20 protein-coding genes are annotated in these 20442 nt (G+C 71.4%); 13 read left to right on the forward strand and 7 right to left on the reverse strand.

Translation table 11 applies throughout. The features are described from left to right. Positions 1-250: 250 nt before the first annotated feature. From ABT158_RS30735 to ABT158_RS30760, 6 genes are all read left to right on the forward strand, one after another. Positions 251-1384, forward strand: coding sequence for a sensor histidine kinase (locus ABT158_RS30735; RefSeq protein WP_352359290.1), 1134 nt, complete (start codon positions 251-253; stop codon positions 1382-1384). Positions 1385-1406: 22 nt separating this feature from the next. After that, a complete protein-coding gene (locus ABT158_RS30740) occupies positions 1407-2054 on the forward strand; it encodes a response regulator transcription factor (RefSeq protein ID WP_502911582.1) in 648 nt (215 codons plus the stop codon). A 61-nt stretch (positions 2055-2115) separates the two neighbouring features. Next, positions 2116-2844: an ABC transporter ATP-binding protein gene (locus ABT158_RS30745; RefSeq protein WP_352359294.1), complete on the forward strand. Its 729-nt coding sequence runs from the start codon at positions 2116-2118 to the stop codon at positions 2842-2844. After that, positions 2841-3632, forward strand: a complete 792-nt coding sequence (locus ABT158_RS30750) for an ABC transporter permease (protein WP_352359296.1) — start codon at positions 2841-2843, stop codon at positions 3630-3632. Before ABT158_RS30745 ends, ABT158_RS30750 begins: the two co-directional genes overlap by 4 nt. A 1-nt stretch (position 3633) precedes the next feature. Continuing rightward, a complete protein-coding gene (locus ABT158_RS30755; protein WP_352359298.1) occupies positions 3634-4359 on the forward strand; it encodes an ABC transporter permease in 726 nt (241 codons plus the stop codon). 863 nt (positions 4360-5222) lie between these two features. Next, a complete protein-coding gene (locus tag ABT158_RS30760) occupies positions 5223-5528 on the forward strand; it encodes a hypothetical protein (RefSeq protein WP_352359300.1) in 306 nt (101 codons plus the stop codon). A gap of 121 nt (positions 5529-5649) precedes the next feature. Here ABT158_RS30760 and ABT158_RS30765 read toward each other — a convergent pair whose 3' ends face one another. From ABT158_RS30765 to ABT158_RS30775, 3 genes are all read right to left on the reverse strand, one after another. Continuing rightward, positions 5650-6423: a MerR family transcriptional regulator gene (locus ABT158_RS30765; protein ID WP_352359302.1), complete on the reverse strand. Its 774-nt coding sequence runs from the start codon at positions 6421-6423 to the stop codon at positions 5650-5652. A gap of 5 nt (positions 6424-6428) precedes the next feature. Then, on the reverse strand, positions 6429-7232 hold the full coding sequence (locus ABT158_RS30770; RefSeq protein ID WP_352359304.1) for an alpha/beta fold hydrolase: 804 nt from the start codon (positions 7230-7232) through the stop codon (positions 6429-6431). A gap of 319 nt (positions 7233-7551) precedes the next feature. Then, positions 7552-8061, reverse strand: a complete 510-nt coding sequence (locus tag ABT158_RS30775) for a hypothetical protein (RefSeq protein WP_352359306.1) — start codon at positions 8059-8061, stop codon at positions 7552-7554. Between the two features lie 281 nt (positions 8062-8342). Here ABT158_RS30775 and merB point away from each other — a divergent pair, with 281 nt between their 5' ends. From merB to ABT158_RS30795, 4 genes are all read left to right on the forward strand, one after another. Next, positions 8343-8546 (forward strand): organomercurial lyase, encoded by a 204-nt coding sequence (merB, locus tag ABT158_RS30780; protein WP_352359308.1) that lies wholly within the window; start codon positions 8343-8345, stop codon positions 8544-8546. Positions 8547-8629: 83 nt separating this feature from the next. Then, positions 8630-9616 carry a D-alanine--D-alanine ligase family protein gene (locus ABT158_RS30785; RefSeq protein ID WP_352359310.1) on the forward strand — a complete coding sequence of 329 codons (987 nt, stop codon included), beginning with the start codon at positions 8630-8632 and terminating at the stop codon, positions 9614-9616. A 5-nt stretch (positions 9617-9621) separates the two neighbouring features. Further along, entirely contained in the window at positions 9622-10992 is a 1371-nt protein-coding gene (locus ABT158_RS30790) for a UDP-N-acetylmuramoyl-tripeptide--D-alanyl-D-alanine ligase (protein ID WP_352359632.1), read from the forward strand. Positions 10993-11065: 73 nt separating this feature from the next. Then, positions 11066-11758: an aspartate/glutamate racemase family protein gene (locus ABT158_RS30795; RefSeq protein ID WP_352359312.1), complete on the forward strand. Its 693-nt coding sequence runs from the start codon at positions 11066-11068 to the stop codon at positions 11756-11758. Between the two features lies 1 nt (position 11759). Here the strand turns inward: ABT158_RS30795 and ABT158_RS30800 are convergent, their stop codons facing one another. The 3 genes from ABT158_RS30800 to ABT158_RS30810 all read right to left on the reverse strand — a co-directional run bounded on the left by ABT158_RS30800 (position 11760) and on the right by ABT158_RS30810 (position 14682). Beyond that, positions 11760-13616, reverse strand: a complete 1857-nt coding sequence (locus tag ABT158_RS30800) for an ATP-binding protein (RefSeq protein ID WP_352359314.1) — start codon at positions 13614-13616, stop codon at positions 11760-11762. Positions 13617-13622: 6 nt separating this feature from the next. After that, positions 13623-14186, reverse strand: a complete 564-nt coding sequence (gene vanY-N / locus ABT158_RS30805) for a D,D-peptidase/D,D-carboxypeptidase VanY-N (protein ID WP_352359315.1) — start codon at positions 14184-14186, stop codon at positions 13623-13625. Between the two features lie 205 nt (positions 14187-14391). Then, positions 14392-14682 (reverse strand): MFS transporter, encoded by a 291-nt coding sequence (locus ABT158_RS30810; protein ID WP_352359317.1) that lies wholly within the window; start codon positions 14680-14682, stop codon positions 14392-14394. 41 nt (positions 14683-14723) lie between these two features. On the opposite strand from ABT158_RS30810, the gene ABT158_RS30815 reads away from it, so the two are divergent. Further along, positions 14724-15119, forward strand: coding sequence for a TetR/AcrR family transcriptional regulator C-terminal domain-containing protein (locus ABT158_RS30815; RefSeq protein ID WP_352359319.1), 396 nt, complete (start codon positions 14724-14726; stop codon positions 15117-15119). On the opposite strand, the gene ABT158_RS30820 is transcribed toward ABT158_RS30815, so the two are convergent. After that, complete coding sequence (locus tag ABT158_RS30820) at positions 15071-18358, reverse strand: NACHT and WD repeat domain-containing protein (protein WP_352359321.1); 3288 nt, start codon at positions 18356-18358, stop codon at positions 15071-15073. The genes ABT158_RS30815 and ABT158_RS30820 overlap by 49 nt on opposite strands. A 158-nt stretch (positions 18359-18516) precedes the next feature. Between ABT158_RS30820 and ABT158_RS30825 the strand changes: the two genes are divergently transcribed. Both ABT158_RS30825 and ABT158_RS30830 read left to right on the forward strand, forming a co-directional pair. After that, positions 18517-19044, forward strand: a complete 528-nt coding sequence (locus tag ABT158_RS30825) for a ricin-type beta-trefoil lectin domain protein (protein ID WP_352359323.1) — start codon at positions 18517-18519, stop codon at positions 19042-19044. Between the two features lie 24 nt (positions 19045-19068). Beyond that, positions 19069-20373, forward strand: a complete 1305-nt coding sequence (locus tag ABT158_RS30830; RefSeq protein WP_352359325.1) for a hypothetical protein — start codon at positions 19069-19071, stop codon at positions 20371-20373. The last annotated feature ends 69 nt before the right edge of the window (positions 20374-20442 follow it).

Here is a 20442-nt window from a genome sequence, read left to right on the forward strand (position 1 = left end):
GGGCCGTTCTCGAAACGGCTGGACTGAAGTTGATGGTGCGACACGGTGATCTGAAGTGCGGGTCATGGGGCAGGTGGTGGCCTGCTGCGGCCCCTGAGCGGCGAGTGGTCGAGGCGCTCTGCTGGGATCTCGGGGATGTCGGCGGATGTGCCGGGCTCTTCTGGGGCTTGGTGGGTGTGGCGCCGCTGGTCGAGGAAGTGGTCGGTGACGAGGTGGTCGAGCGTCCTGGCGCTGGGACTAGGCTGAGTGAATGGCCGAGCGTCCGTCGACGTCGCGCAGCAGGTTAGGCTCCGTCGGGTTGGATGCCGGTGCGGCATGCGTATGCGTCCTGGCCTTCTGGCTGCCTCTGGACGGCCGGCCCGGCCCGTACGTGTCGGGCGGGCTGGTCGTGCTGTTCTTCGGCGGCATGCTACTGCGGTCGCTGTTGCCGCTTGTCGCGGTCGGCGTCGTCACCGTGGTGACCGTCACCGGGCTGGCTCTGGGGTTGGCCGCCGATCCGTTCGTCGCCGTTGCGTGGACGCTTTATCCCGTGGCGGTGACGTGGGGTACTCCGAGGTCGCTGTCCATCGTCAAGGCGGCGGCGGGCCTGGTTGTGATCGCGATCGCCTTGTTCGGCACCGCCGACGGCGCGAGCGGCGTGCTGCGGTTCATCATGCTGAGCCTGCTCGCACTGGCCGGGTCATGGCTGCTGGGCGGCACGACGCGGCGGGCGGTGCTGGAAGCCGAGCACGCGACGCGGGCGGAGTCGCAGGCGGCGGTGGCGGCCGAGCGGCTGCGCGTGGTGCGGGAGTTGCACGACGTCGTCTCCCACTCGCTGGGCACGATCGCGGTGACGGCGGGGGTGGCGGCTCGGGTGGGCGCCGATGACCCCGGCCGGCTGCGGGACAGGCTGGAGCGGATCGAGGTGGTCAGCCGGCAGGCGCTGGATGAGCTGCGTACCACGCTGACATTCGTCCGTGTCGGAGAGGAAGGCGCCGAGCGCCGGCCCCAGCCGGGCATCGGGGATCTGCTGGACCTGGCCGAGCGTGCGAGAGGCGGGGGTGTCAGGGTGAGCATGACGGTGACGGGTGTCGACACCGTGTCGCCGAGTATCGGCTTGGCCGTGTACCGCGTCGTGCAGGAAGGGCTGACGAACGCCGTTCGGCACGCTTCTGGAGCGCACTGCGCCGTGACGATGTGCGGTCGGGGCGGCGACGTCCTGGTCACCGTCGCCGACGACGGTGCAGGGCCGCGGACGCCTCACGGCGAGCCAGGGTATGGACTGGTCGGCCTGCGGGAGCGGGTGGAACTGCTCGGCGGCGGCTTCGCCGCCGGGCCGCGCCCCGGCGGCGGGTTCGAGGTGCGTGCGACCATCCCGTTGCCAGAGGCGATGGCACATGAGTGAGCATGCGGCTGGGCGCATCGGGGTGCTGATCGCCGAGGACGAGGACCTGTTGCGGGCCTCGCTGCATGAGCTCGTGGACAGCGACCCACGGTTGGTCACCGCAGGTGAGGCGCGCGACGGACAGGAGGCGGTCGACGCGGCAGAGCGGCTCCTTCCCGACGTGGTCCTCATGGACATCCGCATGCCCGTCATGGACGGCCTCACGGCGACCCGCATCATCTGCGAGCGGCAGCCGGCCGCCAAGGTCGTAGTCCTGACGACGTTCGACCTCGACGAGTACGTCTACGAGGCGCTGCGCGCGGGCGCCTCGGGGTTTCTCCTGAAGAACGCCGTCCCAGAGGACATCCTGCGGGCGATCCTCACCCTCCACGACGGCAACGCCATGCTCGCCCCCGAGGTGACCAGGCGCCTGATCGCGGACTATTCCCAGGGCAGGAGCCGGCCGCGGCCGGGCCCGTCCCCGTTCGACGTGCTGACCGAGCGCGAGCGGGACGTCGTGGCGGCCATCGTCCAGGGCATGTCGAACGAGGAGATCGCCGCGGCACTCTTTCTCAGCAGGGCCACGGTAAAGACCTATATGAGCCGGTTGTTTCTCAAGCTCGGCGTACGGGACCGAACCCAGCTCGTCATCCTTGCTTACGAGTCCGGCTACGTGGACGGTCTCGGCTGACGGCCTGGTGTCAACCTTTGGCCGATGCGCCCGGCACGGCGTGCTTGGAACGCTGGAGACCGTGATCGAGATAGTTGGACTCAGCAAACGCCGCGCGGCGAAGCTCGTTGTGGACGACGCCCACTTCACGGCCGCCCCGGGCCGCGTGACCGGGTTCCTCGGCCCGAACGGCGCCGGGAAATCGTCCACGCTGCGCATCCTGCTCGGCCTGGACCGCGCCGACTCCGGGGCCGCGTTGATCGGCGGCAGGCCGTACCGGAAACTCCGCGACCCGCTGCGCACGGTCGGGTCGCTGCTCGAGGGGAGCGGCGCCCACCGGTCCAGGACCGCGCGTGCTCACCTGTCATGGGTGGCGCGCAGCAACGGCATCCCGAAGTCACGGGTGGGCGAGGTGCTGGAGGAGACCGGGCTGGCGGACGTCGCGGGCAAGCGCGTCGGCACGTTCTCGCTCGGCATGGGGCAGCGGCTCGGGGTGGCGGCGGCCCTGCTCGGCGAGCCGGAGGTGCTCATTCTCGACGAGCCGGTCAACGGCCTCGACCCGGACGGCATCCGCTGGATCAGGCGGCTGCTGAAGGAGTACGCGAAGGCAGGGCGCACCGTGCTGGTCTCCAGCCATCTGATGAGCGAGATGGCGGAGACCGCCGACGACCTGGTGGTGATCAGCGGGGGCAGGATCGTCACCACAGGCCCGCTCGCCGAGGTCACCGCCGGGCACGCCTCACTGGAGGAGGCGTTCTTCGCCCTGACGAATCCCGGCCACCCCTCGCGTGACGCACGGAGCAGATCGTGACCTTGAGGAACGCCATCGCCGCCGAACTCAGGAAGCTGCTCGCCCTGCCCTCGGCCCTGCTCGCCCTCGCCCTCAGCGCACTGTCCACGCTCGGCTTCGCCGCCATGTCCGCCAACTCCATGCGGAACAAGCTCGACCTCGGCGACCCCACCGCGCTGACTCACACCTCCACGATGGAGGTCGGCTTCAACCTCATCCCGGTGGGTATCGTCGGCGCGATCGTGCTCGGCGTCGTCATCGTCAGCAGCGAGTACGCGCCCAACAGCAAGGACGCCGGTGGCGGTCGGCAGATCCTGACCAGCCTCACCTGCACGCCGCGGCGCGGCATGTTGCTCGCGGCCAAGACGATCGTGCTGATCCTCGTCACCGGCGCGCTCTCCGCCGTCACGATCTCCGTCACCATCGCGCTGTCACAGGTCCTGCTCGGCGCGCATGGCAACCCTCCAGGTGAGGTGCTGACAGCCCTCGGCCGGCGGGCAGCAGGGGGCGTCGCATACTGGGTGCTCATCGCGGTGATCGCCTTTGCTGTCACCGTCATGACCCGCAGCGGCATCGTGCCGCTGATCGCGTTCATCGCCAACACCACGCTGGTGTCGGTCACCTTCCTGCTGACCAGACTCACCCCGCTGGCGAACTACCTGCCCGACGTGGCAGGGGCCGCCATGATCGGGGTCTTCATGCCCAGGGAAGGCATGCTCGATCCGTTGCCTGGCGGCCTCGTCATGACCGCCTGGGCCGCTGGGCTGCTCGCCGTCGCCGCTCGCGTGTTCGTCCGGCGGGACGCCTGACATGACCAACGATTTCCGGAACATCGTGGCGGCGGAGCTCGTCAAGCTCCGCACCCTGCCCGCAACGCTGATCACCACCGTCACGACCGTGACCGGCACGGCCATGCTCGCGATCGTCTTCGCCGCGGGGCGGGAACGGCTCGGCGGCTCCCCCTCGGCGGCCGAGGCCGCGCTTGGCGTCCTCGAGTATGGGCAGGTCGGGTTCATCCTGCTCGGAATCCTGGCTGTCGCCACCGAGTACGGCGGCAGCCAGATCCGCACGAGCCTCGCCGCCGTCCCGGGCCGTACGCTGCTCATGGCGGGGAAGACGATCGCCTACGTGGTGGCCGCGTCGCTGACCGCGCTGCTGACCATCGGCGTATCCCTTCTGGCGGCCCGGCTCACGCCGGGCATGAGCTGGGCCGGGGGGCGCCTCGGCGTACTGGCCGGGGCCGGTGCCTACCTTGTGCTGATCGGCCTGCTCGGCTACGCCGTCGCCGCCCTGGTCCGAGACCTCATCGCAGCTCTGGTCACCATGCTGGCGCTCGTACTGGTCGTGCCGCCTCTTCTGACGGGCCACACCACGTTGGCGGCCTACCTGCCCAGCCGCGCCGGGATGCGCATGTACGAGATCGGACCGGCGCTACAGAAGGACCTCACACCCGTCCAGGGCGCGGGCATCCTCACCGGGTGGCTGGTACTCGCGCTCGCCACCGCTGTGATCTCCTTCGTCAAGAGGGACACATAGCGGCGACTCGACCTCGTCGCCGATCCCGGTGCCGGCGTGTAGGACGTCGTTGTCGCCCACGACGTCGCCCAGCTCGACCTGGAGGGGAGCGCCCGACGCGACCCGCTGACCCCTGAACCGGTCAGCGCCTGGGCTGCGTACGCGGGAAGCGATCATTCTCTTCTGGGGAAGCGATCTTCTCAACCTCTCTTCCGCCCCAGGCCGGCCCTATTCGTGAACACCCCACCAGAGGCGTTCTTGAAACGGCTGGACTGAACTTGACGGGATCCCGCTTGATCATCAAGATCGGGCGGAATTGGGCCGTTTCAAGGGTTTCCGAATCTGGTTCGTCCTGGCACGTGCGCGGTCGAGATGGAGCTCATGGGATTCCATGATCCGAACGGCGAACCGGGAGGGTGAGGTGTCTGCCCTTCGCGTCCGACAAGATGCCGCAGCCAGGTCTGCCAGGCCCAGCCTGGCCCTGGCGAGGACCGCCGTGGAGAAGATCCCCGGGAAAGCGAGGTTCATGGTCACCGAGCACACGATGGATCGGAAAAGCTACGGCTTCGCCTACATCCCGGCTCGGGCACCGGATCCACTGGAGGGAAGGTATGAGCACTTCGCGGGTCGCCCGCCTGGCCCGCCTCGCCGCCTCGGCGCACGACTCCAGCCCGGGACGTGATCATGGATGGCTACGAACGCCGCTGCCGGCTTCTCGCGCGGGCCTACCCGCTCCGATCTCGAGACGCGGGGCGACTCGCTCGACGTCGTACGGGGCGGTATCGCACTGCGCCTGCGGGAGCGCCCGCCGCTGTGGCAATGGGCGCTGTATCGCCTGTTCCACAAGCGCCTTCCCTACGGTGATCCTCTCGACACTCATCCGCATGCTCGGCTTCCTCCCGCAGCGATCCCTGCGCCTCTACCGGCTGAAGAGATACGAATTCAACCTGGAGCTGCAAGGCAACTCGCCATGGATGGCCAGCAAGTCGGCGGCGCCGACGTTGACGGCGTGCGTCCACTTGCCGACCAAGCTGGTCGACGTCGCCAACGCCGGCCCAGTCGCGGACCCGCCGAACGCAGCGGGGCGTGCTGGGGTCAGCCGTCCGGAGCCTCCCGGTGGCCTGTGCACCTCCGGCCGGCGGCGAAGCGGCCGCCGTGCGGCCTGCTTCGGCCAGGTACTGCAGTGCTGAGTGGCGGAGCTGGTGCAGCGCCCAGCCCTCGCCGCGAGGCACGCGGCTGCGGACCGTCAGCCGACCGGCCACCGTGTGGTGGTCGGCTCACCGCGTCGGGACTGTGGACGGTGAGCCGCGTCTATTGGTGGGGGATGTCTACGCCGGCGGACCGCAGTTTCGCCTCGACCAGCGTGGTCAGCCGGGTCATGGCCGACCCCTGGTCTTCGCCGTGATGGTTGAGCAGGCCGTATCGGGTGACGTCAGTGCGGGCCTGGAGGCCGCTCGAGATCGCGAGCAGTGCGGGGTTGGCGAGGAAGCGGTCGGCCACGGCGGTCGCGAGTTCCTCGATGCGGGGGTCGTCGGGCGCCAGGTCCTTGGCGGCCCAGCATTCCTTGGTCAAGGCGACGAACCGAGTGTCGTCGAGGACGTGCTCGGCCTTGGTGAGATAGTCGTCGAAGCCGTCGGGGACCAGGGCCCTGGCCAGCACCATGCCCTCGCGGTAGGCCGCCACCTCATCCGGGGTGAAGCCGAGGTCGGCGGCCCGCTCCAGCAGCGCGCAGGCCCGGTCGGGCAACAGGGCCCGGTCACTGTTGGCGAGCCGGTCCAGCGAGTCGCCGCGCGCGATCAGCTCCTCGATCCGCTCGGTCAGCCGCCGTTTGACCTCGGCCAGGCGGACGGCGAACCGCTCCGGATCGGCATCGAGCAGGGCGGCGATCTCGGACAGCGGTACGCCGGACTCGGCCAGTGTCCGGGCCTGGACCAGCCGCAGCAGGTCGGACGACCCGTAGCGGCGATAGCCGGAAGCGTCCCGGCGCGGTTCGTCGACCAGGCCGAGCCGGTGGTAGTGGCGGACGGTCTTGATCGTGACGCCGGCGAAGGCCGCCGCCTGGCCGATCGTGACGCCGCTGGTCATGGTCGTCAGCGACTTTCGCGGGTGAGGGCGGCGAGCTCGCGTGTGGCCTCGGCGATGGCGCGGAAATCCTTGCGCACGATCGTGCCGTGGTTGCCGGTGACCTTCGCGCTTATCGTGAGGTTCGGGTTGCGGGCGAGCACAGGGTTGAGAGTAGTGCGCATCTGCTCCTGCTCGTCATTCCTGCTTCCCAGGGCCTCTCCCGAGCCGACCACATACCGGACCGGGACCGTCAGGCTGTCGAGGACCGGTTCGAGGGCGGCGTGCAGGATGTGGGCCTCGATGTTGATCTCGGCATGCTGTGCGGCACTCATCCGCGCGGCGTTGCCGATGAGGCGCGCCATCGGCAACGCCCATCGGGCCTTGTGGAACAGCCGCCGGATGCGTTCGTGGCCGGCCTCGTCGGTCCATCCGGACGGGAAGGGGCCGTCGACCCCGACCACGCCGGCGACGCGGCCCGGATGCCGGGCGGCCCAGTGGACCCCGAGCAAGGCGCCGTAGGACCAGCCCACCAGGAGCGGTCGCTCCACCCGCCTGGCTTTCAGGACGGCGTCGAGATCCCGGACGCAGGCCTCGAAGGAGTAGTCCGCCGACTTCTTCGATCTGCCGCGAGCCCGCTCGTCGTAGGTGATGTGCCGCCACCCCGGCCCCAGGGCGTTGATGACGGGCCGCCAGTGCCGCTGGCTCGCGTAGGAACCGTTCAGGTAGACCACGGGGATGCCTGACCCGCCGGTGTCGGTCACGGCCAGTGCGGTGTCCTCCACCGGCAACAGGCCCTTCCAGCCCAGGTGGGCAGCGTTCGAGTTCGTCATGCCACCAGCGTCACCCTTGACCTTAGGGTCAAGGTCAAGTCGCGTTTCCCGTGAATTCCGGCACGACCGGTGCGCGGCCTCCGAGGCTGGAGGACTCGATCGCGGTTCCCGATCCCGACCCCGAAGGCGAGGAAGGGGGTTCCCCGCCGGCCTGTCACAGTTGTCGCGCGGGTCTCCTTCACCGCCACGCCGCTCATCGACCCCGGCGACCGGGCCAAGATCTTCTGAGGTGCCGCCGGAATGCGGCAGACCCGAATGGACACGGTCCTGCCCGGTCACTGTGGGCGTATCGTCCCCGATCATCGAAGCGGCGGCATCGCTACCCGTCGTCCCGCCGCCGGTGGGGGAGGCACGCCACCGCGCCGAGGACGGAGGCGGCGGCGACCGCTGCCGGATCGTCGCCGCCGCGCAGCCGTTCGAGGGCCGCAACCGCCTGGTCGCGGCCGACGTCACCAGCGAGCAGCCCGACCGCGATCCGGTACCGCACCCCCCGATCGCGCTCAACGGCGAGCCGCGCCAGCAGCGCCCCGGCCGAGGCTCCCAGCGCGGCCCGCACCCGAACCCGGAGATCGCCGTCCTGAAGCGCGTCGTCGAACACCCCGGTGAACATCCCCGGCGCCCGCAGCCGGGCGAGCGCTTCGAGGGCGACCATCCGGACGGGCGTGCGAGCCGACTCGGGTGGATCGTCATGATCCCGATCATCGAACTCGCCCGGATCCCGCACGAGAGGTGCCACGACCGCCGCGTCGCCGGAGTCCCCGTGCGCCGTGAACCACCGCAGCGCCTCGGCCCGCATACCCGGATCGGCCGCCGACAGATTCGCAAGCATCTCCGCCCTCACGCGTCCATGATCCCTCCAATGACGGGAATCGGGGTCCCGGTGCGAGCCGTCTGACCGCCGCGAGGCTTCTCTACTGCCTGCGGCGATGTGCTCGCATGGCCCGTTTCTGCCGTATTCCGACGGCACCCCTACACGCGCGTCATCTTGCTCAGCGCGTGACGACCATGAGGCGGCGATCGATACGTCCCCCTCTTCGACCACATGCGCGGGCACGGGTTCGATGCCGACCTGTTGCAGCGGGCGATGGCCGCCTGCGACATCCTGACCCATTGCCGGAGAAGGCTGGTCCAAGACCCGCCGCGGAGGTGCGCTGCGGCCACGTCAACTTCTTCGCCGACAGCGCGGCGGCACAGGCGTGGAGCCAGGCGCACCCGCAGGCGGCAGGACGGCTGCTCGCCCAGCGCCAAGCCTGGGAGATCGGTGTGGACATCTTCGGCCCACTCATGCGCCCACAGCCGGAAATCGGACAGTGAATGGCCTGGAAACTGGTCAGGTGAAATGCCGACACTCGGCGGGCAGGTCCTGCGACCGTCCCACCTAGGAAGGCTGATCGAAAGTGACAGAACGCGTACGCGTGGCGGTGCTGGCCGGCGGGCCGTCCGCCGAGCACGAGGTGTCGCTGCTGTCGGCACACGCCGTGCTCGACGCCCTGCCGAAGGAGCTGTACGAGCCCGTGCCCGTCATCATCGACCGCCAGGGCAGGTGGCCGGTGGAGCTGCGACGCGATCAGGTGGACGTGGTCTTCCCGGTGCTGCACGGACCGTTCGGCGAGGACGGCGTCGTCCAGGGGCACCTGGAGACGCTGGGCATCCCGTACGTGGGTTGCGGCGTCCTGGCCTCCGCCGTGGCGATGGACAAGGTCGCGATGCGCCGCGCGTTCCTGGCGGAGGGCATTCCCGTCACCCCGGGTGTGTGGTTCACCGAGCACGAATGGCGCGCCACCATCGACTCCTGGGGGCTGGTGAAGTCGCTCGACTGGCCGATGTACGTGAAACCGTCCGGTCTGGGCTCCTCCATCGGCATCTCGCGTGTCACCACGATGGAGGAGCTGCGCGCGGGTGTGAAGCTGGCGCTGACCCACGGCCGGGTGGTCATCGTCGAGCAGGAGGTGGCCGCGCGCGAGCTCGTCTGCGGCGTGCTCGGCGGTCATGACCTCCCGGAGGCGTCGCTGCCCGGCGAGCTCCTCGTGCCGGGCGACTGGCTCGACTACGAGGCCAAGTACCTCAGCAATGCCGAGATCGCCACGATCCCCGCCGTCCTGCCTGAACGCGTGGCCGAGGACGTGCGCGAGATGTCGCTGCGCGCCTTCCAGGCGATCGGCGGTTACGGCCTGGCCAGGGTCGACTTCCTCTACGAGGAGGAGTCGGGACGCCTGTACGTGCTGGAGATCAACACCATGCCCGGCTTCACGGCCCGTTCCGTCTACGCCAGGGCCTGGGCCGAGAGCGGTGTCCCGTACCCGGATCTGCTGCGCCGCCTCATCGACCTCGCGTTCGCCCGGAGCGGCAGAAGCAGGCAAGTGACCGTCAGGAGCGGCAAGTGATCGCCATGACGCTGGAGCGGATCGCGCAGGTGGTCGGCGCGAGCCTGCACGACGTGCGCGATCCGCGCGCGCTGGTGACGGCACCCGCGGCAGTCGATTCGCGCGAGGTGGTGCCCGGCGGCCTGTTCGCCGCGACGGTCGGCGCCCGCGTCGACGGCCACGACTACGCGGGCCGTGCCGTCGCGGGCGGCGCCGTCGCCGTGCTGGCCTCGCGGCCCGTCGGCGTGCCCGCCCTCGTGGTCGACGACGTACAGCTCGCGCTCGGCGTGCTGGCCAAGGCCCTGCTCGGACGCATCAGCCCGACCGTGATCGGCCTGACCGGCTCCGTGGGCAAGACCACCACCAAGGACCTGCTGGCGCAGGTGCTCGAACGGCACGCCGAGACGGTCGCCACGGACAGGTCGTTCAACAACGAGCTCGGCCTGCCGCTCACCGTGCTGCGCGCCGATGCCGCCACCCGGTACCTGGTGCTGGAGATGGGGGCGAGCAGGAAGGGCGACCTGGCGTACCTGACCGGACTCGCGCCACCGCAGCTTGGGCTGGTGCTCAATGTCGGCAGCGCGCACGTGGAGCGCATGGGATCCGGACCGGCCGACATAGCCGAGGCCAAGGGCGAGCTGGTCGAGGCGCTTCCGGCGGACGGGTTCGCGCTGCTCAACGCCGACGACCCGTACGTCGTCGGGATGGCCGGCCGTACCAGGGCCAAGGTCCTGCTGTACGGCGCGGCGGCGGGGGCACGGGTGCGGGCGGAGGGCGTGCGGATGGACGACCGCGCGCGGCCCGCGTTCAAGCTGGTGACGCCGGACGGCAGCGCCCCGGTCACGCTCGACCTCATAGGCGAGCATCAGGTGGGCAACGCGCTGGCCGCCGCCGCCGTGGCCACCGCGCTCGGCCTGGGCGCCGCCGAGATCGCCGAGGGACTGAACGCCGCCCGCCGGCGCTCCGCGGGCCGGCTGGAGATCGTCGAACGACGTGACGGCATCACCATCGTCAACGACGCCTACAACGCCAGCCCCGAGTCCATGAAGGCCGGGCTGCGGGCGGTGCGGGCGATGGCGGGCGCCCGCCGTACCGTCGCCGTGCTCGGCGCGATGGGGCAGCAGGCGGACACCTCGCGCGCCCGGCACGCCGAGATCGGCCGGCTCGTCGCCGACCTCCGCTTCGACGTGCTGATCGCGGTAGGGGAGGGGGATCCGCTCGCGATGGCGTGGGCGGCGGAGTCCGCGAACCGGGGCGTGGCCGTCCACGCGGTCGAGGACGTGTCCGGCGCCACCGAGCTGGCCGGCTCGCTGCTCGAACCGGGCGACGTGGTGTTCGTCAAGGCATCAAGCGAGATCGGGCTCGGCGCCTGCGCCCGCGCGCTGGCCGACGCCTGAACACCTTCTGTTCCGCCGAATGACCAGCCCCCCTGTCAAGCCTTCCGGCGACGAGCCGGCGAAACGGAGTTCCATGCGCACCATCGGTCTGATCGGCGGGTTGAGCTGGGAATCGACGGTGATCTACTACCAGATCATCAACCAGCGCATCCGCGAGCACCTCGGCGGCAGCCATTCCGCCAACAGCCTCATCTGGTCGGTCGACTACACGACGGTCGAGGACCTCATCTTCGCCGACCGCTGGGACGAGGTGAGCACGTTGCTGACCGGTGCGGGCAGGCGACTGGAGGATTCCGGCGCCGACGTCCTGCTCGTCTGCAGCAACACCTTCAGCCGGGTGAGCGACGACGTGGAGCGGGCCGTGGGCGTGCCGGTGCTGCACATCGCCGACACCGTGGCCGCCGAGATCCGCGCCAGGGGCATGCGCAAGGTCGGCCTGCTCGGCACCAGGTTCACCATGGAGGAGCCCTTCTACCTGGATCGGCTGGCCGCCCACGGCGTCGAGGTGGTCGTCCCGCGTCGCGAACAGCGGAAGCTGGTGCACGACGTGATCTTCGACGAGCTGGTGCGCGGGGTGATCAGGGAAGCCTCCAGGGACGCCTACGTGCGGATCATCCAGGACCTCGCCGACGACGGCGCGGAGGGCGTCGTTCTCGGCTGCACGGAGATCGAGCTGCTGATCAGTGAGAAGCACAGCCCGATCCCTGTGCTGCCGAGCGCCCGGCTGCACGCCGAGGCGGCGGTCGGTTTCGCCCTCGCCGAGTGATTCACGTACGGCTGGTGCCGTACAGCTCGCGGTGCCAAAGGTCGGCGCGGACCCGTTCGATGCCGGCCGCCAGGTGGCGGCGGTAGGTGGTGAAGGGGATGCCGAGCCGTTCCGCGGCCAGCTCCTGCGTGGGCGTACCGCAGAGGAACGTGACGGACAGCGCCCGGTGGAACTTGACCGAGCGCGGGTCCTCGCTCAGGTCGCCGATCGCCTGGCGCAGCAGGTCACCCAGTGCCGTGGCGGGATTCTGCTCATCGGCGACCAGCCTGGTGCGCGTCAGGGGGGAGGTGGCCAGCTCGTCCGGCCGCGGCAACCTGCGCAACGCTGCGCGGACCGCGTCGGCGAACTCCTCCCTGGACAGCACCGCCAGTCTCGCCGTCGCGGCGCCAGGGCCGCTCGCGGGCCTCTTGACCATCTGCTCCAGCCACGCCTGCGCGGGCACCGCCCGCCAGTCATGAACGAACAGGCCGCCGGAGATCTCACGCATCCCGTGATACCGCTCCATGCGTGCTTCGATGTACGACCAGGCCAGCCGTTCGGCCCGCAGACAGTTGCCGAGCGCTCGCCACCGGATCAGCTCCAGCAACAGCGAGTTACCGCGGTACGGCGGAAGCACCCACTGCCTGCTGACCGCCAGGTGCTCACCGGCGCGCAGCGGGGTGGTGGCGCGCGCGTGCGCCCACGCCGCGGCCACGACGGGATCGGCCGCCGGCTCCTCCTCGTCGAGCTCCGTCAACCGCAGCCACGCGGAGAGAGCCACCGGCTCGCCCGTCTCGGCGCTTCGATAGAGGCGGAACGCTTCCGGCTGACGCTCCACCCAGAATGCCGCCTCCTGTACCAGGATGCCGGCCTCCGCCTGTGGCAGGGCCTCTTCCTGGAACTCGCCGTCGCCGGCAGGCGGCCCGTGGTGGAGATGGAGCAGTGCCGCCACCGCGCCGGGCACGTCCGCTTCGCCGGCCGTACGCACCCTGTCCGCCACGTGCGCATGCACGCGCTCGTGCATCACCGTGTACGCCTCGGGGTCCCGCCAGCGCAGGTCCGCCTCCAGCAGCCGCCGGACCACGCCGTGCGGGAACAGCCCGAGACCGCTCGATTGGACGAACGGCAACCGCCGCAGCCAGCGGAACAGCGTCCCCGCGTCCTCGGGGAAGGCCGCCCGCAGCAGGTCCTCCGTCGTCGTGTACGCGTGCGCGCAGATCTCCAGGGCACGCCGGTGCGCGGCCGAGGGCAGCTCGCCCACCAGCTGATCCAGCAACTCGGCCACCAGGTCCTGATCAGGCCTCCAGCGCCCGCCGTCCTTCGCCGCCACGGCCGCCCCCAGGAGCAGCGCCAGCGGGTGACCGCCGGCGAAGGCGAGCAGCGGCTCGCGCACCTCGGCCGGCACGCCGGCGGCGTCCAGCAGGGTGTGCGCGTCCGCGGCCCGCAGATCGCGCAGCGGCAGCACCTCCAGCGACCCCGCCCATGCCGGATCCGCCTGCCAGCGCACATCCGGCGGGTTCCGTCCCGCGATCACCGCCAGCGCCCCCGCGGGCACCCGCGGCAGGAACCGGTCGCGCAGCCACCCCTCCAGGCTCTGCACGCGGTCGAAACCGTCGAACAGCAGCACCGCGTCGTCCTGGCAGGCCGCCGGGTCCATCAGGCGCTCGTCCAGCATGGACACGGGCCGCCCCGCCGTCTCGGCCTCGTCGGCGAAGCGCCGCAGCAGGGCCGACTTCCCGATGCCGCCCGGACCGTGCACGTACAGGACGCTGCGGGCGCCGCTGTACAGCGCCGTGCTGAAGACCGCGAGCTCCTCCTCCCGCCCGACGAACGCCATCTCGCGCGCCGCGCGCAGCCGCCGCCCCAGAGAACCGGACATGGATCGCTACCCCTTCTCGAAGAGGTGGTGCACGCCGGGGTGGGGGAGCCGTCGCGGCGGTATGCCCCGCCTGTCCGGGCGGTGCTCGAAATGCCACCATTCGTTGTCGTACAGGCGGTAGAGGTCGTAGCGGGCGCCGTGCTCCTCCAGCCAGCGAGCGCCTTCGTGCGGGCGCACGTCCAGGGCGATGCCCTTGACGTGGCTGGACTCGTCCGGTGGCAGCACGAGCATGCGGGCCACGGACGGAGAGCCGGAGCGGCGCACCTCGTCGTCGAACATCCGCTGCTGGACGACGGGGTCGCGGTATCCGGAGGTGACGCCGATGAGCTGGCCGTGACGCCACAGCGCCTCGGTGCGCGCCGCGGTGAACGCCGCCAGGGCGCCGTCGGTGAGCCCGGCGAGGTTCTCGGCGGGGAATCGCATCCGCAACGCCCAGCGGCAGGCCAGTTCGCGGGCGCGGCCGGGATGGCGCACGAAGGCCGGCGGCAGCAGCAGCACGGCGAGCACCAGCGTGGCCGCGGCGTACAGCCTGTCTCGGGGCCGGGGAGGGATGGTGCGTGGTTCGTCCATGACGAACCACCATTGGCGCCAAATATGAGCGCGTCGTCCGCCGAATGTCACCGTTTGTCGACGGCCCCAGGCTGTGCGCCTCTCACCGTCGAGCGGACCGCTTCGCCTGTGCGCAAGCCGGGACGTGCTCGGCGAACCGGGCGGACTGGGCGAACTGCCAGGACGGCCGGATGGCATCCTCCAGTGCTGGGACCGGAGCCCCCGCTTACGCGAGCAGGAGGCCGGCCAGCGCCGGACCGAAGGCGCCGCCGAGTTGGTAGCACAGGGTGAACAGGGCGAGCGCGGTGGCTCGATGCTCGCCTGGCACGGCCTTGCCGGCGCGATCGGAGTGCCAGGCCATCGCCGCCGTGGCGGCGAACACTGCGAACGCGTTGGCCGCTACGAGGGCCGTCGGCCAGGGCGCGGTCAGCGGCAGGGCCACGGCCACGGCGCCGGCGGCCAGCATGACGAGCGTCGGCAGCCCGATCCGTTCGGCCGGCCAGTGGCGTTCCAGCACTGGAAGGCGCAGAAGAGGTCACCGCCGCGATCGCACAGATCATGGACCGGCACCTGCACAAGATCGTGGACCTGGAGCAGGATCTGATCGACTTCTCCCTCGACCGGGTCGCCGCAGTGACCTCTTTCCCCGATCACTTCGCTCTGGTACGGGCCATCGAGGCCGAGGCCGCCCACATCCCCCCACCGATCCTGAAGTCCTGGATCGCAGCCGGACCACAGACCGCGCACCTGCGCCTGGCGCCATACCTGCGCCGGATCGCCGACCGCGGCCTGCTGGACATCCATGACGCCGACAGCGCCGCCGCCCACCTCACCCTGTTGACCGTCACCGATGTCAACCGGCAGACGTTCTACGGCGCCGTCCCGCTGCCCCAGGAAGAGATCACTCAGCTCGTCACCCTCGGCGTGCGGGCCGGCCCGCAGGTCGGCTGGTAGGGGAAGTCCGGGAAGTACCTCGCCCATTCCTCCCGGCCGAGCCCGTGGCCGACCCGCCGGCATACGGTGCTCGCAGCCCCGGCGGCGCTGAGGTCGTAACGCTGGAAGGGCAGGTGTTTGCCCGCCACCGACAGCGCGTCGCCGCTGAGGGACAGCGCGAGGACCGCGCCGCCCGGCGTGGCGAGGGGCGGGCCGACAGGCCGGCGGCCGGCGGTGTCCCACAGTTGGACGACGCCTCCCTCCATGCCGACGGCGAGCAGGCCGGCGTCCGGGGAGAAGGCCAGCGCGGTCACGGCTCCCGAGGCGGTGGGGGGCAGCGTGCCCAGGTTGCGGCGGGGGTCGCCGTCCCAGAGGGCGGTTCGTCCTCTGGTGTCGCCGGTGGCGAGGAACCGGCCGTCGGGGCTGAAGGCCAGCGCCTCCGCGGGGCCAGGGCCGGGGCCGCCGCCGGCCCGCCGCAGCGGCGGGAGTGAGGCGACGTCGCCCCGGTCGGTCAGCAGGCGTTCTCCTCTTGGAGCGACGGCGATCCGGCTGCCGGTGACGCCGGGGGTCGTGGTGACGGCGCCGGTGCGCGTGTTCCAGCTCGTGAGCGCCTCCTGCCCGACCGAGGCGCCGCTGATGAGCAGCAGCTCGCCGTTCTGGGCGAAGGCGAGCGGCCCGCCGTGGCGGAAGGGCGGCGACTGGCCGGTGATCCGCCGGCCGGCCAGGTCCCACAACGTCGCGGTGAAGGAGGCGGCGTAGGCGTCGCCGTAGGCGAGGGTCCGGCCGTCGGGGCTGAAGGCGGCCTGCATCCAGCAGGGCGTCGGGCAGGAGGGCCGGGGCGGACCGGGCAGCTCTTCTCCGGTCCTGGCGTCGCGCAGCTCGACGCGGTCCCGGTAGGTGAGGAGCAGGCTCCTGCCGTCTGGGCTGAAGGCGGCGGAGGTCGCCCTCTCCTCGCGCCAGTCGCGGGTGAAGGCCGAGCCGACGCGCAGGGTCTGCACGGTGGGGCCGGTCAGGTAGCGGATCTCCCCGGCGTCGGGGCCGATCCAGAGGTCGTCGACCAGGTCGCCGTGGAGCGGGTGCCGCAGGAGCACTCCTTGGAGGTGGTTCGTGGCGCGCACCTGGAGCTCGTCCTCGCCGGCGGTCGCGACGAAGGCGCCGTCGGCGCTGAAGCTGATCTCGCGCACGCCCGGCGCGCTGAGTGCGGCGGCCTCCGTTCCCGAGGCCACGTCCCACACCCTGACCAGGGCGGGGGTGGCCATGAGCAGCGTCCGTCCGTCCGGGGAGAGGCGCAGGCGTCCCTCGCGGCACTGCTCGGCGGTCGGGGTGGGCGCCCAGGCGGGGGCGGCGAGGCTGCCGGTCGCGGGGTCGGGCAGGCGCAGCGGTTCGCCGGGGCTGCACACGAGCGGCGGCGCCGCCGCGTCGGAGCGGACCGGCGCGTCGGTGACCTGGGGCTGGTGGGTGCGCAGGTCCCAGCGGGTGACCCGGGTGGCGGTGGCGCTGATCAGCCAGCGGCCGTCGGCGCTCAGGCTCCGCCGGGTGTCCGGGGAGACGTCCTGGTCGGCGAAGACGTCCTGCTGCGGCTGGAGGCTCGCCGTGCGCAGGGCCGCGCGGGTCTCGGGGAGGTCGGCCAGCTTCCAGGCGGCCAGGCTGAGCCGCATGGCCAGGGACGGTTCCGACAGGGGCAGGGTCTCGGCCATCCCGGCGATGTCGCGAGCGTGCAGCTCCCGCTTCTGCTGGCCGTTCACCAGGCTCCGCTGCCAGATGAGGGACGTGGTGACCAGCAGGAACACCGCCAGGACGGCCAGGACCGCGGTGCGCCGCCTGCCCTTCCTGCGCTCCCCGTCGCTGGCGGCCAGGAAGGCGCGTTCGGCCGGGGTGAGGGTCCGGGACGTGAGGTGTTCGCGGGCCAGCTCAAGGCGCAGCCCCCGGTAGAGGGCACCGGGGTCGCGGTCGTGCTCCTCCCACGTGTCGGCCGCCTCGGTGAGCCGCCGGTGCACTCTCAGGCGTTCGCGGTCCTCCTCGGCCCAGGCGCGCAGCCGGGGCCAGGCGGTCAGCAGGGCCTCGTGGGCCAGGTTGACCGTCTCGCCGTCCTGGGTGACGAGGCGGGCGGCGGTCAGGCGTTCGAGCAGGAGGGGGCCCGGGTCGCCGGGGTCGCCGGTCAGCAGCTCCGAGCGCCGTACCGGGCGGCGGGTGGGCTGCGCGCCCGCCTCGCCGGGCATGACCAGCCGCAGCAGCAGGTGGCGCAGCCTGTCCTGCTGGGCCGGGGTCAGGCCGGCGTAGAGCTCCTCGGAGGTGCGGGCGACCGCGCCCGCGATGCCGCCCGCGGCTTCGTACGCCGCCAGCGTCAGCGCCTTGCCGTGGTGGCGTCTCCAGGTCTCCAGCAGGGCGTGCGACATCAGCGGCAGGCCGCCGGGCTGCCCGGTGACCTCCTCCAGGATCCGGGCCGTCAGCTCGCGCTGCACGATCAGGCCGGCGGTGGCCGCGGGCTTGATGATCGCCTGGCGCAGCTCGGCCGGGCTCATCGGGCCCACCAGGACGGTGGCGTCCTCGACGGCCTCGATCAGCCGGGGATGGTCGGCGCACCGTCCGAAGAAGTCCGCGCGTACGGAGAGCACGACCCCGCCCTCGGCGGCCACCAGCGCGTCGATGAACGCCCTGCGCTCGGCGGGGTCCTCGCACAGCGTGAACACCTCCTCGAACTGGTCGACCACGACCAGTTCTCCCGCGGCGGCGGCGGGCAGGGCCGGACGGACGCCCGGCGTGACGACGCGCGCCGCGCGCGGCCGCAGCGCCGGCACCAGCCCGGCGCGCAGCAGCGAGGACTTGCCGCAGCCCGACGGACCGACCACCATCACCATCCGGTGCGCCTTCACCATGCCGGCCAGCCGCTCCACCAGCGCGGACCGGCCGAAGAAGTAGGCCCGGTCGGCCTCCTCGAAGCCGGCCAGCCCCCGGTACGGCGCCCGCTCGCACGCGGTCACGGAGGCCCGCTCCCGGCCGGCGGCCAGGGTCTCCTCCCAGCGGACCCGCCATTCCCGCTCGTCGCCGCCACAGGCGCGGACGTAGGCCAACGTGACCGGCAGGGTCGGCAGCCTCTCCCCGGCGGCGGCCTGCGCCAGCGTGGAGGCGGCGAAGTGGGCCCGCGCGGCCATCGCCCGGTAGGACGGGGACCCCGCCTGCTCCCGTAACTTGCGCAGCTCGACCGCGAAGGCGGCGACCGGGCCGTCCATCGGATCCACGACCTGTTCACGACGTCCCATGCGCTCCCCCTAGATCCCATGAGAACCACAAACCAGCGCAAAATACGTGTCCACCCCGATTTGATCAAGTTTGTCCAGGGTGCGAAACGGGCTTCCGGACAATGATCGCCACGCCGAGACTGGGGACCTGCCACGCCGCCGATAAGCCGAGGAGATCCATGCGCCTGCTCGTCGCCCTGACCCTGTCGCTGCTCACGCCGGTGCCCGCCGGAACCGCCGTTCCGGCGGCGGGCGGCACCGGTGTCGTCAGGTTCGTCAACGCGGGCACCGGCGACTGCCTGGACGCCAACAACGGCGACGACGTCCGTTCCCTGGCCTGCAACCGGGAGGCGGGCAAGCCCGAGGACGGCTGGCAGCTCTGGCACGTCGAGGACATCTCCCGGGCCACAGGGGTGCCCGGGACGTTCATGATCCGGAATGACCACGAGAGGTACGACCGCCGATGCCTGACCGCTCGGGGGCCCAAGAAGCAGGACGCGCTCCTGACCCCCTGCGCGCCGGGCGACAGCGGGCAATGGTGGACGTTCGACGGCGCCAGGATCCTGGCCTACCGGTACGGCAAGGCCGCCCTCTACGACGAGGCGGGCACCCTGCACGTCCGCGTCGCCCGTGACGCCCGGCCCGGCGTGAACACCCGGTGGTGCCGGCGGGCCTGGCCCACCCAGAAGGCGTCCTGCGACGCCTGACGATCACAGTGAGAAGAGGATCCGTTGGGAAAGATGTTGATCGCGCTGGCGATGACGGCCACCGTCATGAGCACCGCGCCGGCGGCCCCCACCACCGCGGCCCCTGCGTCCGCGGCCACAGAAGCCGCCGCGGCGGCCCAGGTGGTGGCGCCGCTCAAGCGCCTGACCGGCGACGCGCTCACCGGCCTGTCGCTCACGGTCGGGGCCGAGCCGTACACCCAGCCCATGGAGGACGCGTTCGCGCTGACCACCCTGGACCAGGTGCTCAGCGGCGACGATCGGCCCCGGCTCCCGACGCCCGCCGACGACCCGGCCTGCGCCTCGCGCATGCAGTCCTTCGGGCCGACGACGGGCGGCGTCGGCAGGGCGTTCTGCTGGGACGCCAAGCTGCAGGGCCTGACGGGCGAGACGGCCTGGGTGCCGCAGGGCCTGGCCACCTCCGGTGAGGCGAGGAACGACGCCGCTCCGGTGCCCACTTCGAAGGACGCGCTGATCACGAGCTGGTCCTGGCAGAACCCGCCCGACCACTCGCTGGCCAACTCGGTGCGGCTGTCGGTGGTAGACCTGAACGACCTGCGTTACCGGACCGTCCTGCCGGTCTGGGTCCGCCCGGACGGGACCCTGAGCCGGATCTACGGGCACGGCGGCGGCCTGGCCTGGAGCGGCCCCTACCTGTTCATGGCCACCACCCCCGGCTGGCCCGACGGCACCGGCGCCCCGAGCGCCAAGCGCAGCGCCATCCGCGTGTTCGACACCCGCCGGATCTACCGCCATCAGACCAAGCTCGACGACTACCAGTACGTCATGCCGGAGGTGGCCAACTTCGTCAGCCCCGACCTGCACTTCGACTACATCTCGCTGGACCGGACGAGCACCGGCCGGCAGGCCCTCGTGGTGGGCGACTACCGGGCCACATGGCTGAACGGCCAGCCCCAGCCGCTGAACGGCACCCGGATCGCGCGCTACGCCTTCCGCTCGGCCGAGACCGGCGACTACCGGCTCGGCCTGACCCCGACGGCGGCCTGGGAGTCCACCACGCCCACGACGGCGGAGACCCACGCCATCAGCGACGTCCAGGGCGTCCAGCTCCACGACGGCCGGCTCTACGTCAACATGAGCGCCGGCAAGTTCGTCAACGTCCCGTACTCCAGGCGCTTCGCGTCGGTGGACCTGGCCTCCATGACGATGACGGCCCGTACGGACTGGGGCTACCGGCCGGAGGACCTGTCGCTGTGGTACTCGGGCACCGGGGGCGAGCTGTGGGGGCTGACCGAAGGCGAAGATCAGCGGGTCGTCTACTCGGTCGCTCTCGACAACCTCGCGCCTTGAGCCCCCCGCTCTTCCTGGGCCCGAACGGGGTTCTCGTAGTTTCGGCCGTGAGTTCAACGAAGTAGGGCC

Origin of the sequence: Nonomuraea sp. NPDC001636 (genome assembly GCF_040298265.1) — a bacterium.
Taxonomy (GTDB): Bacteria; Actinomycetota; Actinomycetes; order Streptosporangiales; family Streptosporangiaceae; genus Nonomuraea.